Source organism: Pseudomonas sp. S8, from assembly GCF_050473925.1.
GTDB classification, from domain to species: Bacteria; Pseudomonadota; Gammaproteobacteria; order Pseudomonadales; family Pseudomonadaceae; genus Aquipseudomonas; species Aquipseudomonas parakoreensis.
Map to the genome: position 1 here is coordinate 2,773,518 of NZ_JBFDVZ010000016.1, position 15,824 is coordinate 2,789,341.

The 15,824-nt window shown below is 58.8% G+C and carries 16 protein-coding genes; 4 read left to right on the top strand and 12 right to left on the bottom strand.

From position 1 onward, the window contains the following. Positions 1-94 precede the first annotated feature (94 nt). Complete coding sequence (locus AB1J88_RS13565; protein WP_047292347.1) at positions 95-1,033, bottom strand: aspartyl/asparaginyl beta-hydroxylase domain-containing protein; 939 nt, start codon at positions 1,031-1,033, stop codon at positions 95-97. A 184-nt stretch (positions 1,034-1,217) separates the two neighbouring features. Next, complete coding sequence (gene cysK, locus AB1J88_RS13570) at positions 1,218-2,192, bottom strand: cysteine synthase A (RefSeq protein ID WP_430291256.1); 975 nt, start codon at positions 2,190-2,192, stop codon at positions 1,218-1,220. Between the two features lie 127 nt (positions 2,193-2,319). On the opposite strand from cysK, the gene AB1J88_RS13575 reads away from it, so the two are divergent. Further along, positions 2,320-3,396 (top strand): DUF748 domain-containing protein, encoded by a 1,077-nt coding sequence (locus AB1J88_RS13575; protein WP_430291257.1) that lies wholly within the window; start codon positions 2,320-2,322, stop codon positions 3,394-3,396. Here the strand turns inward: AB1J88_RS13575 and AB1J88_RS13580 are convergent. Then, the gene (locus tag AB1J88_RS13580) at positions 3,393-3,890 is read right to left on the bottom strand and encodes a DUF2442 domain-containing protein (RefSeq protein ID WP_086791990.1); all 498 of its coding nucleotides are present in this window, start codon (positions 3,888-3,890) and stop codon (positions 3,393-3,395) included. The genes AB1J88_RS13575 and AB1J88_RS13580 overlap by 4 nt on opposite strands. Then, positions 3,878-4,108: a DUF4160 domain-containing protein gene (locus AB1J88_RS13585; protein WP_097086717.1), complete on the bottom strand. Its 231-nt coding sequence runs from the start codon at positions 4,106-4,108 to the stop codon at positions 3,878-3,880. The genes AB1J88_RS13580 and AB1J88_RS13585 overlap by 13 nt, the downstream gene beginning before the upstream one ends. A gap of 202 nt (positions 4,109-4,310) precedes the next feature. Between AB1J88_RS13585 and AB1J88_RS13590 the strand changes: the two genes are divergently transcribed. Beyond that, on the top strand, positions 4,311-5,156 hold the full coding sequence (locus tag AB1J88_RS13590; protein WP_025110627.1) for an AAA family ATPase: 846 nt from the start codon (positions 4,311-4,313) through the stop codon (positions 5,154-5,156). A 12-nt stretch (positions 5,157-5,168) separates the two neighbouring features. Beyond that, complete coding sequence (locus AB1J88_RS13595; RefSeq protein WP_027614532.1) at positions 5,169-6,347, top strand: vWA domain-containing protein; 1,179 nt, start codon at positions 5,169-5,171, stop codon at positions 6,345-6,347. An 88-nt stretch (positions 6,348-6,435) separates the two neighbouring features. On the opposite strand, the gene AB1J88_RS13600 is transcribed toward AB1J88_RS13595, so the two are convergent. From AB1J88_RS13600 to AB1J88_RS13615, 4 genes are all read right to left on the bottom strand, one after another. Continuing rightward, positions 6,436-7,353 (bottom strand): biotin-dependent carboxyltransferase family protein, encoded by a 918-nt coding sequence (locus AB1J88_RS13600; protein WP_430291258.1) that lies wholly within the window; start codon positions 7,351-7,353, stop codon positions 6,436-6,438. After that, a complete protein-coding gene (pxpB, locus tag AB1J88_RS13605; RefSeq protein ID WP_430291259.1) occupies positions 7,350-8,054 on the bottom strand; it encodes a 5-oxoprolinase subunit PxpB in 705 nt (234 codons plus the stop codon). Before pxpB ends, AB1J88_RS13600 begins: the two co-directional genes overlap by 4 nt. Then, a complete protein-coding gene (locus tag AB1J88_RS13610; protein ID WP_430291260.1) occupies positions 8,051-8,803 on the bottom strand; it encodes a 5-oxoprolinase subunit PxpA in 753 nt (250 codons plus the stop codon). Before AB1J88_RS13610 ends, pxpB begins: the two co-directional genes overlap by 4 nt. A 63-nt stretch (positions 8,804-8,866) precedes the next feature. Then, on the bottom strand, positions 8,867-10,153 hold the full coding sequence (locus AB1J88_RS13615) for an MFS transporter (protein WP_430291261.1): 1,287 nt from the start codon (positions 10,151-10,153) through the stop codon (positions 8,867-8,869). 158 nt (positions 10,154-10,311) lie between these two features. Here AB1J88_RS13615 and AB1J88_RS13620 point away from each other — a divergent pair, with 158 nt between their 5' ends. Continuing rightward, positions 10,312-11,226: a LysR family transcriptional regulator gene (locus AB1J88_RS13620; RefSeq protein ID WP_430291262.1), complete on the top strand. Its 915-nt coding sequence runs from the start codon at positions 10,312-10,314 to the stop codon at positions 11,224-11,226. Positions 11,227-11,371: 145 nt separating this feature from the next. On the opposite strand, the gene AB1J88_RS13625 is transcribed toward AB1J88_RS13620, so the two are convergent. From AB1J88_RS13625 to ltrA, 4 genes are all read right to left on the bottom strand, one after another. Next, positions 11,372-11,914 (bottom strand): DUF2937 family protein, encoded by a 543-nt coding sequence (locus AB1J88_RS13625; RefSeq protein ID WP_007969600.1) that lies wholly within the window; start codon positions 11,912-11,914, stop codon positions 11,372-11,374. Positions 11,915-11,928: 14 nt separating this feature from the next. Continuing rightward, the gene (locus AB1J88_RS13630; protein WP_007969599.1) at positions 11,929-12,705 is read right to left on the bottom strand and encodes a class II glutamine amidotransferase; all 777 of its coding nucleotides are present in this window, start codon (positions 12,703-12,705) and stop codon (positions 11,929-11,931) included. Between the two features lie 16 nt (positions 12,706-12,721). Continuing rightward, on the bottom strand, positions 12,722-13,219 hold the full coding sequence (locus AB1J88_RS13635) for an MFS transporter (RefSeq protein ID WP_086791999.1): 498 nt from the start codon (positions 13,217-13,219) through the stop codon (positions 12,722-12,724). A gap of 95 nt (positions 13,220-13,314) precedes the next feature. Beyond that, positions 13,315-15,012 (bottom strand): group II intron reverse transcriptase/maturase, encoded by a 1,698-nt coding sequence (gene ltrA, locus AB1J88_RS13640; protein ID WP_430291263.1) that lies wholly within the window; start codon positions 15,010-15,012, stop codon positions 13,315-13,317. Between the last annotated feature and the right edge of the window lie 812 nt (positions 15,013-15,824).

Consider the following 15,824-nt stretch of genomic DNA (forward strand, 5'->3'; position numbering starts at 1 on the left):
AGAGCCGAATGTACTCGCCGCTGGCCGACTGTAGATTTATCAGCAGACGAAAAACCGCTCACTAGGAGCGGTTTTTTTATTTCAACACCCAGCCTCAACCAAACAGCCAATACCCCAGCAACGTCAACACCAGCACCGCCAATACTGGACGCAGGATGCGGTAAGCCTTGGGGTTGCGGCGTTTCCACTGTTTGACCACGCCACTGAACTTGTCGCTGAAGCTCTTGCTCCAGGCATAAGCCTGGTTAATGCCGCCGACACGTTCGTCATCAAGGTTCTGCGGAGCGGTGGCACGTCCCAGCCAGGCGCTGATGGCACGGTTGATGCGGGTCATCAGACGGTTGCTCAATGGGCGTTCGACGTCGCAGAACAGAATGACGCGAGTCTGTTCGGTTTCGTTCTTCACCCAGTGCACGTAGGTCTCGTCGAACATCACGTCTTCACCGTCGCGCCAGGCGTAGACCTGACCGTCGACGAAGATCCGGCAGTCGTCGGAGTTCGGCGTCGACAGGCCCAAGTGATAACGCAGCGAGCCGGCAAACGGATCACGGTGCGGGTTCAGGTGGCTGCCACCGGGCAACAGCGCGAACATCGCGCCTTTGACGTTAGGGATCGCACTGACCAGCGCCACGGTTTTCGGGCACAGGGTTTCGGCCGACGGCAGCGGTTTGTCGTACCACTTGAGGTAGAAACGCTTCCAGCCCTTCTTGAAGAACGAGCCGAAACCCGCGTCGTTGTTCTTCTCCGCGGCGCGGATATAGCCCTCATCGAACAGATGCATGGCCTCGTCGCGAATGGTTTCCCAGTTATCGCGCAGCACATCCAGTTCCGGAAACTTGCTACGATCCAGATACGGTTTGGACGGCACGCCGGAGAACAAGTACATCAGCGCATTGTACGGAGCGAACAGCGCCGAGTGGTTGACGAACTGACGCAGGACCGGCAAACGCGCCTTGCCGCGCAAATGCACATAGAGGATGCTGCCCACAAACAGCAGCAACACCAACACCTTGGCGGCTAACGAAAAGGTCATCAACGACTCCTTGAATAAAGACAACGCTGCGCAATGCCCTTTAGCCGGCATGGCAGCCGGCCATGATAAACACTACCGGCCTCGGGCAAAACCCGCTGAACCCAAGATTCAGTGTTAAGAATTGCGCAACAAAGCATTTATTAGCATAACGATCCTGAACCCCGGCTGATCTGAGTCAATTCGACTATTGCTGATTCTCCTGCTCGGTGAACAGATCGCTGAACAACATGCTCGACAGATACCGCTCACCGGAGTCCGGCAAAATCACCACGATGGTCTTGCCCTGCATCTCCGGCTTCTCGGCCAGACGCACTGCCACGGCCATGGCCGCGCCGCATGAGATCCCGCACAGGATTCCTTCTTCCTGCATCAGTCGCAGTGCCATGGCCTTGGACTCGTCATCAGTGACCTGCTCCACCCGGTCGACCATCGACAAATCGAGGTTCTTCGGCACGAAACCGGCGCCAATCCCCTGAATCTTGTGCGGGCTTGGCTTGATCTCTTCTCCTGCCAGGGCCTGGCTGATCACCGGCGAAGAGACGGGTTCTACCGCGACCGACAGAATCGGTTTGCCCTGGGTATTCTTGATATACCGCGAAACGCCGGTGATGGTTCCGCCGGTCCCGACACCTGCGACCAGTACATCGACAGCGCCGTCAGTATCGTTCCAGATTTCCGGACCGGTGGTTTTTTCGTGAATCGCGGGGTTGGCCGGATTATCGAACTGCGACGGCATGAAGTATTTGCCGGCATCACTGGCAACGATCTCGGCAGCCTTCTCGATTGCGCCTTTCATGCCCTTGGCCGGTTCGGTCAGGACCAGTTCTGCGCCGAGGGCCTTGAGCACCTTGCGCCGCTCGATGCTCATCGAGGCCGGCATGGTCAGCATCAATTTGTAACCACGGGCGGCGGCAACGAAGGCCAGACCGATGCCGGTATTGCCCGACGTCGGCTCGACGATGGTCATGCCCGGCTTGAGTTTGCCGCTGCTCTCGGCGTCCCAGATCATGTTCGCGCCGATTCGGCATTTGACCGAATAACCGGGGTTGCGTCCCTCGATCTTGGCCAGAATGGTCACGCCACGCGGCGCGATGCGGTTGATCTGCACCAGCGGCGTATTGCCGATGGAATGGGCGTTGTCAGCGAAAATGCGGCTCATGGCTGGGTCCTTATGCAGCGTTGAATTCAGCCTTTCAAGGTATGCCTGTTGCCTGACGCAGTCCAGTCGGGTCGAACGTCTGCGACGCGCAACAGTCAATCGCTTACATCGTTCGGGAACTACCGCCATGAAGCGTCGCTACAGCTGGCCCATCGGAATTATCGCCATCATCGTCGTGCTGCTGATCGCCCTGCACATCGCCCTGCCCTACGTGGTACGCGATTACTTGAACGGCAAGCTCGCCGACATGGGCGATTACCGCGGTCAGATCACCGATGTCGATCTGGCCCTTTGGCGCGGCGCTTATAAGATCAACGGCCTGAAAATCGTCAAGGTCGACGGCAAGGTGCCGGTGCCGTTCGTCAATGCGCCCGTGATCGATCTGGCGGTCAGCTGGCATTCGCTGTGGTACGACCATGCCGTGGTGGCGCAGGTGCAGTTCTTCAATCCCGAGATCAACTTCGTCGATGGCGGCCCCAACAAGCAGAACTCGCAGACTGGTAAAGGCACCGACTGGCGGGCGCAACTGGGCAAGTTGCTGCCGATCACTCTCGACGAGGTGCAGATCCACGACGGCAAGATCACTTTCCGCAATTTCAACTCCAAACCGCCGGTCAACATGAACGCCAGCAACGTCGAGGCGAGCATCTACAACCTGACCAACGTGGTCGACAAACAGGGCAAACGCGACGCCCGTTTCGAAGGCAAGGCAAAACTGCTCGGCCATGCACCGCTGGAGACCAGCGCCACCTTCGATCCGCTGAGCAACTTCGAAGACTTCCAGTTCCGCCTGCGCGCCCGCGACATCGAACTCAAAAGCATGAACGACTTTGCCTCGGCCTACGGCAAGTTCGATTTCAACGCCGGCCATGGCGACGTCGTCATCGAGGCCCAGGCGAAAAAAGCCCAGGTCAGCGGCTATATCAAACCCTTGCTGCGTGACGTCGAGGTGTTCAACTGGCAGCAGGACGTGGAAAACAAGGACAAGAGCATCTTCCGCTCAGTCTGGGAGGCCATCGTCGGCGGCACGGAAACCGTGCTGAAGAACCAGGCCAAGAATCAGTTCGCCACCAAGGTCGAACTCAGTGGCAACGTGCATCAGCAAAACATCAGTGCGTTCGAAGCGTTTTTGCAGATTTTGCGTAATGGCTTCATTCAGGCTTTCAATGCGCGGTATGAGCGGCCGAAGCCGGATGCGGGCTAATTCTTACGATTAACGACATATCGACCAGACTCTTCAGCCGCCAGCGTGGACTTTTGCTGCAATGAGTCCCAACCAAGACAAGCCAAGGCTAATGACCTTGGCACCGCCTCCCGCCCATTACTGTATCGGCTGATGCTGCGGGCACTGACACCCAGCGCCTCGGCTGCCTGATTCAGTGAGAGTCCGGTACGTGCACGCCAATCGATGAAAATCCGAGTGTTTTCATCGACAGTGTTTTGGGCCAGCGCATCCATATAAAGCGTGTCTGCGCCGATCTGTATATCGGGCTCAAGCCATTCGACCGTCCAGCCATTGTCGTCAAGGGTCGCAGCCGCAAACACTTCGGGATCAAGCAATGGTTGCAGACCTGGATAAGCGTGGATATCTCGGCTCAGGTCAAGGGTCAGATCCTGACCATCAATAAAGGTCAGTTTCAATCGATAACCTGACAGTGCCTGCACAGCCGTCAGACGAGGCCTTTTCATGGGTAACATCGTTTCCAGTCCTCCAGCAGTTGCACTTGATGAGCCGCAACCCAAGCCAGCGCTTCCTTGATAATCAGCGGCGGTGCCTTGCCCGTCATGACTTCGACGGTTTCAAGGCTCAGCATCACGTCCACACCGCCACCGATCAAGTGGACATGGGGTGGCGGGTGATCCTTCTCACGTAACTGAATGCGGTATTTGTCGCGAAATCGGTATTTAGTCGTCATGCCCGACAGACTATCGCCAAATCGGCGATACCTGAATACTGGCCTCTGGCCGAAACCGAGTCAACATGTGACGCCCCATTCAGAGACTGAATAAGCCGTCTGCGTTCACAGTCGACCGGGCTGCGCGTTATAGTCGGGGCATCCGATTTTTTCGCCCCCGCCCTGCCCGTGCAGGTCGGCGTTACCGTTCGAGGATTAGCAGATGAAGTTCGAAGGCACCCAGGCCTACGTCGCCACCGATGACCTGAAGCTGGCGGTCAACGCCGCCATCACCCTGGAGCGGCCGCTGCTGGTCAAGGGCGAACCGGGCACCGGCAAGACCATGCTCGCCGAGCAACTGGCCGAATCGTTCGGCGCCAAGCTGATCACCTGGCACATCAAGTCCACTACCAAGGCCCATCAGGGGCTGTACGAGTACGATGCGGTCAGCCGTCTGCGCGACTCGCAACTGGGCAACGAAAAAGTCCACGACGTGCGCAACTACCTGAAGAAGGGCAAGTTGTGGGAGGCGTTCGAGTCCGAAGAACGCGTCATTCTGCTGATCGACGAAATCGACAAGGCTGACATCGAGTTCCCCAACGACCTGCTGCAAGAACTCGACAAGATGGAGTTCTACGTTTACGAGATCGACGAGACCATCAAGGCAAAAAAACGCCCAATCATCATCATTACCTCGAACAACGAGAAAGAGCTGCCGGACGCCTTCCTGCGCCGCTGCTTCTTCCACTACATCGCCTTCCCCGATCGCACGACCCTGCAGAAAATCGTCGACGTGCACTACCCGGACATCAAGAAGGATCTGGTCAGCGAAGCGCTGGACGTGTTCTTCGACGTGCGCAAGGTGCCGGGCCTGAAGAAGAAGCCGTCGACCTCAGAACTGGTCGACTGGCTGAAGCTGCTGATGGCCGACAACATCGGCGAAGCGGTGCTGCGCGAGCGCGATCCGACCAAGGCCATTCCGCCATTGGCCGGTGCGCTGGTAAAGAACGAACAGGATGTGCAGTTGCTTGAGCGCCTGGCGTTCATGAGCCGTCGCGGTTCTCGCTAAGAGGCTGATGCCATGTTGCTCAACCTGTTCAATGAAATGCGCGCAGCCAAGGTGCCGGTGTCGGTGCGCGAGCTGCTCGACCTGATCAACGCGCTGAAGCAGCGCGTGACCTTTGCCGACATGGACGAGTTCTACTACTTGTCGCGGGCGATTCTGGTCAAGGACGAACGGCATTTCGACAAGTTCGACCGTGCGTTCGGCGCCTACTTCAATGGTCTGGAAAAACTCGACGATCACTTGCAGGCGCTGATTCCCGAAGATTGGTTGCGCAAGGAATTCGAGCGTTCGCTGACTGATGAGGAGCGCGCGCAGATCCAGTCCCTCGGCGGTCTGGACAAGCTGATCGAAGAGTTCAAGAAGCGCCTCGAAGAACAAAAGGAACGCCACGCCGGCGGCAACAAATGGATCGGCACCGGCGGCACCAGCCCGTTTGGCTCCGGCGGCTTCAACCCGGAAGGCATTCGGGTCGGCGATGCCGGCAAGCGTCAGGGCAAAGCGGTTAAGGTCTGGGATCAGCGCGAGTACAAGAACCTCGACGATTCGGTGGAGCTGGGCACGCGCAACATCAAGGTCGCCCTGCGTCGTCTGCGTAAATTCGCCCGTCAGGGTGCGGCGGAAGAGCTGGACATCGACGGCACCATCGACCACACCGCCAAGGATGCCGGCCTGCTGAACATCCAGATGCGCCCGGAGCGGCGCAACACGGTGAAGCTGTTGCTGCTATTCGACATCGGCGGCTCGATGGACGCTCACGTGAAGATCTGCGAGGAGCTGTTCTCGGCGTGCAAGACCGAGTTCAAGCATCTGGAGTACTTCTACTTCCACAACTTCATTTATGAGTCGGTGTGGAAGAACAACATGCGCCGCACGTCCGAGCGTTTCTCGACGCAGGATCTGCTGCACAAGTACGGCGCCGACTACAAAGTGATCTTCATCGGTGACGCCGCCATGGCGCCCTACGAAATCACCCAGGCCGGCGGCAGCGTCGAGCACTGGAACGAAGAGCCGGGCTACCTGTGGATGCAGCGCTTCATGGAGAAGTACAAGAAGCTCATCTGGATCAATCCGTATCCGAAGGATACGTGGGGCTATACCTCGTCGACCAATATCGTGCGCGATTTGATCGAGGATCAGATGTATCCGTTGACGTTGCGTGGGCTTGAGGAAGGGATGCGGTTTTTGTCCAAATAAAAAGCCAAAGATCGCAGCCTTCGGCAGCTCCTACAGAAAAATTCGCGTTTCCATGTAGGAGCTGCCGAAGGCTGCGATCTTTTGATCTTCAACCAAAGCGCTGCAAATACTCGACATGCTCGCGATGTGCGACGTCCTGCACCACCGGCCTCAATCGCACCTGCGCCCCCGGCAGACATTGCGCCAGTCGCGCCAGCGCCAACGGCGTCAACGCTCCCAACCGTGGATACCCGCCAATCGTCTGCCGATCATTGAGCAAGACAATCGGCTGCCCGTCCGGCGGCACCTGCACCGCGCCCAGCGGAATGCCCTCGGAAATCATCGGCTGGCCCTGGTACTGCAACGCCGTGCCCAACAGCCGAATGCCCATGCGGTCGGCGCGACTGTCGAGCGTCCACGGACTGTTGAACACATCGAACAGACTCTGCCCGCTGAACTGACCGATCTGTGCGCCGAGCACCAGATCCAGCGGCGTATCCAGCCGTAAATCAGGTCGATGCGCCAGCGGCACTTCACGCACCTGCAGAACCGCACCGCGATAACTCAACGTCGCGCCCTTGGTCAGCGGTAACCCCAAACCATCCAATCCACCGAGTTCTTCGCGCACCACCGTGGCGCTGCTGCCCAGCACCTGCGGCGCGTCGAAACCACCGGGCGCGGCCAGATAAGCCCGCGCGCCGAGCAGCGGTTGGGTGAACCTCAATGTTTGCCCTTGGCCCAGTTTGAAACTGCGCCACGGCGCCAGCGCCTGCCCATCGATCTGCGCACCAAGATCCGCCCCGGCCAGCGCCAGCAGGCAATCCTCCTGTGCCACCACGGCAAACCCGCCGAGGGTAATTTCAATCACCGGCAGATCCAGCGCATTGCCGAGCAACCAATTGCCCCAACTCATCGAACACCAATCTGCCGCGCCGCCCTGAGTCACGCCCAAATGGCGCACGCCAAAACGCCCGGTGTCCTGCAACAAACACAGCGGCGTGCTGGCTTCAATCGTCAGTCGGCTCATGCCAGCGCCTCCAGCGGTGTGTCATCACCGCCCAGGTTGATGAACTCGGCGTGGCCCACCGCTTCGAAACGCACGGTGTCGCCGGGTTGCATCAGGCTGTAGCCGTCGCGATGACGGTCGAACAGTTTCGCCGGGGTACGGCCGATCAGATTCCAGCCGCCGGGGGACACCACCGGATAAGCCGCGGTCTGCCGTTCGGCGATCCCGACGCTGCCGGCCGCGACTTTTTTGCGCGGGGTGTCCAGACGGGGCGCTGCCAGCACCTCTTCCACCAGCCCCATGAAGGCGAACCCCGGCGCAAAGCCGAGGGCAAACACCTGATATTCGCGAGCGCTGTGCCGACGAATCACCTCCTCCACCGCCAACCCGCTGCGCTGCGCCAACAGGCTCAGTTCGGGGCCGACACTCAGGTCGTACCAGACCGGCAACACATGGCACTGGCCGCTGGTTCGAGCGTTCGGCGACAGATCGATCAACGCTTCAGCGATCAATTCACGGGCCTGACTCGGGCTCAGCGCGGTCAGGTCGTAATGCACCATCAACGTGGTGTAAGACGGCACCAGATCGATCAACTGCGCGCCAAACACCGCACGCAAGCGCTCACTGGCGGCGAGCATCCACGGCATGTTGGCTTCGGCGATTTCATCGAACAGGCGCAGCATCAGGCAATCCACCGCCACCACTTCAATCCGTGGGTTCATGGCACACTCTGCTGATTCAGGGCCTCGCGAATGCGCTGCACGGCGGCCACCGAACTGGCGTTGTCGCCATGCACGCACAAGGTGTTGGCCTGCAGATGCAGCGCACTGCCGTCGCTGGCGACGAGTTCACCGCCACGGGCGATGGTCAGGGCCTGTTCGATGATTGTTTCTGGTTCGTGATGCACCGCGCCCGCCAGTTGCCGCGACACCAGTCGGCCGGCGCTGTCGTAGGCGCGGTCGGCGAAGGCTTCGAACCACAGGGTCACGCCATATTCGTCGCCGAGCTGTTGCGCCGCCGCGTTGTCGCGGGTGGCCATCAACATCAGCGGCAAACTGCGATCGTAAGCAGCGACGGCCTGAATCACCGCACGCAACTGTGCCGGGTTGGCCATCATGTCGTTGTACATCGCGCCGTGGGGTTTGACGTAACTGACTCGCCCGCCCTGCGCGCGGCAAATGCCGTCGAGCGCGCCGATCTGGTAATGCAGGATGTCTTGCAGCTCTTGCGCGGAATAAGCCATGGAACGCCGGCCGAAGCCAACCAGATCCTGATAGGCCGGATGTGCGCCGATCTGCACGCCGTGGCTCAGGGCCAGGCTGACGGTCTTGCGCATGATGCTCGGGTCACCGGCATGGAAGCCGCAGGCCACGTTGGCGCAGTCGATGAAGGGCATGACTTCGGCGTCCAGACCCATGGTCCAGCTGCCGAAACTCTCGCCGATGTCACAGTTCAATAGCAGGCGGCTCACGGTGAACACTCCTGTAGCTTCTTGTCTTTTTATCTGTAGGACGCTTGCCCGGCAGGTTATCAGTTACTGCGCATCCAGTTGCTTGCCGCGGGTCTCCGGCAGGCTCAACGCCGCAAGAATCACCACGCCGTAGGACACCGCAGCAAACGCACCGATACCCACGCTCAACGGGACTTTCTGACTCAGCAAACCAATCAACAGCGGAAACAATGCCGCCAGCGCCCGACCGATGTTGTAGCAGAAACCCTGCCCCGAGCCACGAATCCGCGTTGGAAACAGCTCGGTGAGAAACGCGCCCATGCCGCTGAAAATCCCTGAGGCGAAGAAGCCCAGCGGAAAGCCCAGCCACAGCATCACCCCGTTGCTGACCGGCATCTGCGTGTACAGCAAGACGATGGTGAACGAACCGACCGCAAACAGGATGAAGTTCTTTTTACGTCCCAGCAGATCGGTCAGATAAGCGCTGATCACATAGCCGACGTAGGACCCGACAATCACCATCGCCAGATACCCGCCAGTGCCGAGCACACTCAAGCCGCGTTCATTCTTGAGGAAGGTCGGCAGCCACGAGGTGATCGCGTAGTAACCGCCGAGCGCGCCGGTGGTCAGCAAGGAGGCGCGGAACGTGGTGAACAGCATGCCCGGGGCAAAGATCTCGTAGAACTTCGCCGGGTTTTCCGGGGTTTGCGCCGCCTTGGCTTCGCGGTAGATTTCCGGGTCTTTCACCAGCCGACGGACGAAAATCACGAAAATCGCCGGAACGATGCCGAGGATGAACAGCGCCCGCCAGGCCTCTTCCGGCGGCAACAGCGAAAACAGCAGCGCATACAGAATCGCCGTCAGTCCCCAACCCAACGCCCAACCACTCTGCACCATGCCCACCGCTTTGCCGCGATCCTTGGCGCGGATCACTTCACCGATCAGCACCGCGCCGGCGGTCCATTCACCGCCGAATCCGAAGCCCATCAGGGTGCGGGCGATCAGCAGCTGTTCGTAGTTCTGCGCGAAACCGCAGAGGAAGGTGAAGAAGGCGAACCACAGCACCGTCAGTTGCAGGGTGCGCACGCGGCCAATGCGGTCGGAGAGAATCCCCGCCACCCACCCGCCGATGGCCGAGGCGATCAGGGTGCTGGTGTGAATCAGCCCGGCCTGTCCGGTGGTGATGCCCCACATGGCGATCAGGGTCGGTACCACGAAGCTGAGCATCTGCGTGTCCATGCCGTCCAGGCCATAGCCGATCTTGCAGCTCCAGAAGGTACGACGTTCCTGCTGATTGATGTTGCGATACCAGTCGAACGGTCCGGGGCGGGCCGTGTTCTTGGGGAGGTCGAGGGTGTCGGGCGCACGCATGGCAAGTCTCCGCAGGCTTTTATTGGTCTTGTTCGAAGTTCCGACGACGCCTATCGTGGGAACCGGATGCGCCGATTTTTCGTCGCCCGGCCCTGCTGCGTCCAACGAATAAAAACCCGCCTTAGGCATAAGAAAAATTTGTCACCCGAGCCGTTGCCATGAACCTGAAGTTTCTCGAGACCTTTGTCTGGGTCGCCCGGCTGAAGAGTTTTCGCCTGACCGCCGACAAGCTGTTCACCACCCAGGCGTCGATTTCCAGCCGCATCGCGGTGCTCGAAGGCGAGTTGGGGGTGAAGCTGTTTCTGCGCGACTCACGCGGCGTCAGCCTGACACCCGAAGGCTTGAAGGTGCTGGATTATGCCGAGCAGATGCTCGATACGATGTCGGCGCTCAAGCAATCGATCGAGACCCGTTCAAGCAAGGTCGGGCGGGTGCGCATCGGCGTGATGGACACGGTGATCCACACCTGGCTCAGCCCGTTGGTCGCGCAGATGACCGATCTGTATCCGCGGGTGGAAATCGAGCTGGTGGCGGATACCTCGCTTAACCTCTGCGATCAGCTGCAAAAAGGCTTTCTCGACATCGTTCTGCAAACCGATCTGGTGCGCCACGAAAGCGTGCGCAGCCTCGAGCTGGCCAGCCATCCGCTGGGCTGGATCGTTGCGAGCAATTCGATCTACAACCGCGAGTACGCCGACCTCGGCGAACTCGCGCAGGAACGGATCATCACCTACTCGAAAAACTCCCGACCGCACCAGGACCTGCTGGCGCTGATGCAGGCCAACGGCGTGCTCGCGCCACGCCTGAACTGCGTGAATTCAGTGTCGGCGATTACCCGGTTGTTAGGTGATGGATTCGGCATTGGCGTATTGCCGCCGGTGCTGGTGGCCGAGGAACTGGCGCGGGGTGAACTGACTTTGCTCGACATCGACCAACGCCCGCCGAATCTGCAGGTGGTGGTGTCGTGGCGAGTGGGCGTGGAGTGGGTCGAGGAGATGGTGACGTTGTGTCAGCAGGTGCTGGCGGGGTATGCGCGCAAGGTCGGTGAAAACTACATCACCCTCACTCAGTAATCTCACCTGTGGTGAGGGGATTTATCCCCGATGGACTGCGCAGCAGTCCTGAAACCCGAACAATCAGGTTTATCTGACACACCATTGAGGGCCGCTTCGCGCCCCATCGGGGATAAATCCCCTCGCCACAGGAACCTTGCAAGCTTTAGAGGCCGCGCACGTCGCGATCTTCAATCGGGCGGCTCTGGCGCAAGCGCCGGCCACCCAGCACCACCCAGTCAATCAGACGAATCAGACACTCGATGCCGAACGACAGCAGCAACGCGCCGCTCATGCCCCAGATCATCGCTTCCGGGGTCAGCAGGATCTGGTAGCTGTAGCCGTTCCAGGTTTCCTTGCGAATGTCCGGGTCGGCGGCCAGCACCACTTGCAGGAAGCGGATGTACCACGGCCCCTGCATCGCCTGAAACTGTTTATCCAGCGCTGTCTGGCGGTTGAGCAAAGTGCTCAGGCTGTCGGCATCGCTGCGAAACACCGGGTCGTCACTGGCGCGGTAATGCGCGACCAGCGCCTGCAAGTCGCCCTTGAAGAACTGCTCGGCGGTGCCCTGAAAACCGCGCAGACCGGTCTGCGCTTCGATCAGATGGGCTTCGACGCGTTTGGCATAATCGTTGATGAAACCCGGCACCTGGACACCGATCAACAGGCCCGCCGCAAACAACACCAGCCGTAGATAACTGAGCAACATCGGGGAGAGATCCTTTATTCGGTCGTGCCCTGGCTGACGCATTCGCCGCGTCGCCACAGGCTCCATTGGCCCGGTTGGTAACGGGTCCAGGTTTCGTTTTCGGTCAAAGGCTCGGTGGCGATCACCGTGACCACGTCGTTAGGCGTGGTTTCCGCCTGGAAATCGACGATCACATCGACATCCTTGAGCCGCGCCGGGCCGAACGGTGCGCGCCGGGTGATCTGTGCCAGTTTGGTCGAGCAATAGCAGAACAGCCAGTCGCCGTCGCTGAGCAGGCAGTTGAACACGCCTTTGCTGCGGTATTCGGCGCAGGCAGCAACCAGATCCGGCAGCAGCACTTCTATATCGACCGGTTCCGGGAAGGCTGCACGCACGCGGTTGAGCAAATCGCAGAACGCCGCTTCGCTGTCGGTGTCGCCCACCGGGCGGTAGAAGCTCTTGATCGGGGTGAAATCGGCGAGCTGGCCGTTGTGCGCGAAACACCAGTTGCGGCCCCACAGTTCGCGGACGAACGGGTGGGTGTTGGACAGGCAGACCTTGCCGACGTTGGCCTGACGAATGTGGCCGATGACCACTTCGCTCTTGATCGGATAGCGCTGCACCAGATTGGCGACTTCCGACTCACTGCTGGCGGCCGGGTCCTGAAACAGGCGCAGACCGCGCCCTTCATAGAAGGCAATGCCCCAGCCGTCGCGGTGCGGGCCGGTACGCCCGCCGCGCTGCATCAGGCCGGTGAAGCTGAACACGATATCGGTCGGCACGTTGGCACTCATGCCCAGTAATTCACACATGTGCTGACTCTCGTGGTTACAGACGCGGCTCGACGCGCATGCGCTGCGGGTTGTTCGGCAATGGCGGGCGACCGTAACGGTCATCACCGGCAGCGCCGAACGGCTGATCGTCGTCGCGATCATCGGCACGCGCCGCCGCTTTGGCGGCCTCGGCCTGCTCGCGACGGGCGCGCGAGGCGCGTTCGATCGGGAAGCGGATCAGCACGAAAATCAGGTAGATGCCGAACGCAATCATGCCGTACATGAACAGGTCGGAAATCGCCCGCCAGGCGTTGTTGCCGACCTTGAAGGCCAGATCCAGCGCAGTGATGGCGATCGACGGTGCAACCTTGGCTTTCACCGGGTCAATGATGGTCGGGCTGAACAGTAACACTGCCATCAGCACCCGCAGCGGCTCGCGCAGCCAGCGCCACATCCAGCGGGTCAGGCGCATCCATACCAACAGGCAGCCCACAGCGGCGAAGGCGTAGAGGCCCCAGGCGATCAGATAGTCGTTCTCGGTCATGGTGTCCATGGCAAGGCAGGCAAGTCGGGTAGAGACAGACCATTACTGGTCTGCCTCCCCCTAAGAACCGTACGTGCGCCTTTCAACGCATACGGCTCAAGTCTTTAGAAAGCCCCGGTTGGAGCCGGCTTGTTTACTGTCAATCCACGGCTGTGTAGCTGCTGATGACAAACTGGATGCAATAGTACTCGGTTATCCAAGGTGTCTCCACCGCCTTGCGAGCGGTGGATTACATGATGGTCGTGCCACCCGCTTTCCTTGGTAATCGGTTGCTTGCACAGCGGACATAGACCTTTTTGGCTTTGAAAGAGACTTACGATCTGTTTCCGATACTTCAGCTTTTTAAGCATACGCACCATTCGTAATTTCTCTCCCATTTCCTCCATGGAGGGATCGAAGGGGTTGTATTCCCCGCTCACCTTTCTATGCCGCTCGATCGCAGTGCTCGCTATTGAGTACAGGGGAGCTATTGCTTTCGTCCCGTCCGTCCTCATCGCCATGGTGGCGAACACCCAACTTCTGCCTTCATGGGGTTGGAAATAACCTCTCCTGACCCATTCCAACGATTTATTAGGATGTCGCCTTTTCGCCCAACGCCAGAGAGCATGGAAAACAGAGTTATCCATTCTGCTAAACGCCTTCTTGGCAACTACTGGCTGGTGGTACATCGCCCAGCCACGCAGTATCGGATTCAGCCGTTGGATCAGATCCTCTTGCTTTGCCGTTTTGTTGGTACTGATGACGTCCTTCACCTTGCGATAGAACGCTTTCACGTTTTTCTTGCTTGGCTTGATCAGGAGCTTTCCCTCGTACTTGCGGAAATTCCATCCCAGAAAGTCAAAGCCTTTGTCTATGTGAACCACACGGGTTTTCTCGAGTGACAGCTGTAATCCTCGCAAAGCGAGGAATTTCTCCACCCAAGGTCTGATTTCGCTCTCCAGCATCTCTTTCGAGTTTCCGGTAATCACAAAGTCATCCGCATAGCGCACCACATTGATTTTCAGCTTCTTGGCCTTTGTCACGCCCAGATGTTGCTTGAGCTGTGACTCCAATCCATCCAGCACCATATTTGCCAATGTTGGCGAGATGATCCCGCCTTGTGGCGTACCGGCATCCGTTGCCTGAAACTGACCTTTATGAATCACTCCAGCCTTTAGCCATTTCCGGAGGATCGTTTTGTCCGTAGGGACATTGACGATCAGCCAGTCATGGTTGATGTGGTCAAAGCAACCTTTGATGTCCGCCTCCAGTACCCATTCGGCCGAAACCTTCTTGGATAAGCAGATGAACAGCTGTCCCATTGCGTCTGCGGTAGAGCGCTCGATCCTGAAGCCGTAGCTGTTCGGATCTCCGGTGGTTTCTGCAATGGGCGCCAGAGCTAGAAGGTATAGAGCCTGCATGGCCCTGTCAGTCATGGTCGGAATGCCCAGTGGGCGCTCCTTTCCGTTTGACTTCGGAATGAACACACGCCTTAAAGGCCGTGGTTTGTATCCGTGGCGCTTCAACCCGTTTGCCGCTTTCCATTTGGCATCGGGTGTATCCCAGAGCACGCGGTCGACTCCCGCCGTGCGCTTGCCCTGGTTTTCAGTGACTCGCCGAACGGCCAAATATCTGGCCGAACTAGAGCGGGTCAGCATTCGTTGCAGGGAATTAACCCTGCGCCAATTGCCTTCCCGACAAGCCTTCGCAATCCGTAACTGCATCGCCCGGACATTCCGCTGAACACGCCACCAATCGATGTCATGCCATTGCTGCGGAGCGCCGGAAGGCGCAGACACGGCCGTAGGGCTGTGTACTTTCATGCTGCCTTCCTCTCAAATTGCCTGAGCTGAAGACGTACGCATTCCCTGACGGGAATGGACGTCCCGTCAGGGCTGGATAAATGGGAAACCTAAACTGCAGGTTTCTGAGATTATTGAGACAGGCTCAGTCAGAGTTCATGCGACGAAAGACCACGCAGAAGTCTGCCCGGTTTCCCGTGGGGTGATGTTCCAACCCCTATTCGATCCATTACAGATCGACTTTCGCTTTCTCTGCGATCCCATACCCGCACAGCCAACAGATCCCCTTGCGGTTCACCTGCCCGAAGGCAGCCATACGGGCTTACCACGTTCCCTGCCTGTCACACGATTGGGTTAGGGCCTGCCTTTTCGCCGGTGATTCTGATGACGACGTATCTCCAGCCTCTACAGAGATATCCGATCACTTTGCCTTTTGGCTCAAGCCTGACAGCTGTTTTGGCTTGTTTATAATTACGACGTTTATCAGCAGTTCACATATGTTGCCCATGCCAACCAGCCTGGCGCCTCAACCCGGTTCAGCTCCGAGCATCTCTACATCCCCTCACGGTGGCTGCAGACCTTTTCAGGGGCTACGTTGTTGGAAAAGCTTCACACCTCATCGTTGCCAATGACGCATGTCTTCCTAGGCTATCGTTGGTCGTACAACGAGTCCGCTGCCAACTTGCAAGCAAGCTGGATGGACAATGACAGACAGAGCTTTCGCTCGAGTCTTCAGAGAGATAAGCAGGAACTGACAGAGTCAGCATGCTCAGAAAAGTGTTTCCTCCTGTTTCGAAGCAGGAGAAAACCCTTGCGGGGATTCTATCCCGCAG

Excerpts from the sequence above, each read along its gene's own strand:
- AB1J88_RS13630 (WP_007969599.1), bottom strand. The coding sequence starts at position 12,705 with ATGTGTGAATTACTGGGCATGAGTGCCAACGTGCCGACCGATATCGTG.
- AB1J88_RS13635 (WP_086791999.1), bottom strand. The coding sequence starts at position 13,219 with ATGGACACCATGACCGAGAACGACTATCTGATCGCCTGGGGCCTCTAC.
- AB1J88_RS13615 (WP_430291261.1), bottom strand. The coding sequence starts at position 10,153 with ATGCGTGCGCCCGACACCCTCGACCTCCCCAAGAACACGGCCCGCCCC.
- AB1J88_RS13575 (WP_430291257.1), top strand. The coding sequence starts at position 2,320 with ATGAAGCGTCGCTACAGCTGGCCCATCGGAATTATCGCCATCATCGTC.
- AB1J88_RS13620 (WP_430291262.1), top strand. The coding sequence starts at position 10,312 with ATGAACCTGAAGTTTCTCGAGACCTTTGTCTGGGTCGCCCGGCTGAAG.
- ltrA (WP_430291263.1), bottom strand. The coding sequence starts at position 15,012 with ATGAAAGTACACAGCCCTACGGCCGTGTCTGCGCCTTCCGGCGCTCCG.
- AB1J88_RS13565 (WP_047292347.1), bottom strand. The coding sequence starts at position 1,033 with ATGACCTTTTCGTTAGCCGCCAAGGTGTTGGTGTTGCTGCTGTTTGTG.
- AB1J88_RS13585 (WP_097086717.1), bottom strand. The coding sequence starts at position 4,108 with ATGACGACTAAATACCGATTTCGCGACAAATACCGCATTCAGTTACGT.
- AB1J88_RS13590 (WP_025110627.1), top strand. The coding sequence starts at position 4,311 with ATGAAGTTCGAAGGCACCCAGGCCTACGTCGCCACCGATGACCTGAAG.
- AB1J88_RS13595 (WP_027614532.1), top strand. The coding sequence starts at position 5,169 with ATGTTGCTCAACCTGTTCAATGAAATGCGCGCAGCCAAGGTGCCGGTG.
- AB1J88_RS13580 (WP_086791990.1), bottom strand. The coding sequence starts at position 3,890 with ATGTTACCCATGAAAAGGCCTCGTCTGACGGCTGTGCAGGCACTGTCA.
- AB1J88_RS13625 (WP_007969600.1), bottom strand. The coding sequence starts at position 11,914 with ATGTTGCTCAGTTATCTACGGCTGGTGTTGTTTGCGGCGGGCCTGTTG.
- pxpB (WP_430291259.1), bottom strand. The coding sequence starts at position 8,054 with ATGAACCCACGGATTGAAGTGGTGGCGGTGGATTGCCTGATGCTGCGC.
- cysK (WP_430291256.1), bottom strand. The coding sequence starts at position 2,192 with ATGAGCCGCATTTTCGCTGACAACGCCCATTCCATCGGCAATACGCCG.
- AB1J88_RS13600 (WP_430291258.1), bottom strand. The coding sequence starts at position 7,353 with ATGAGCCGACTGACGATTGAAGCCAGCACGCCGCTGTGTTTGTTGCAG.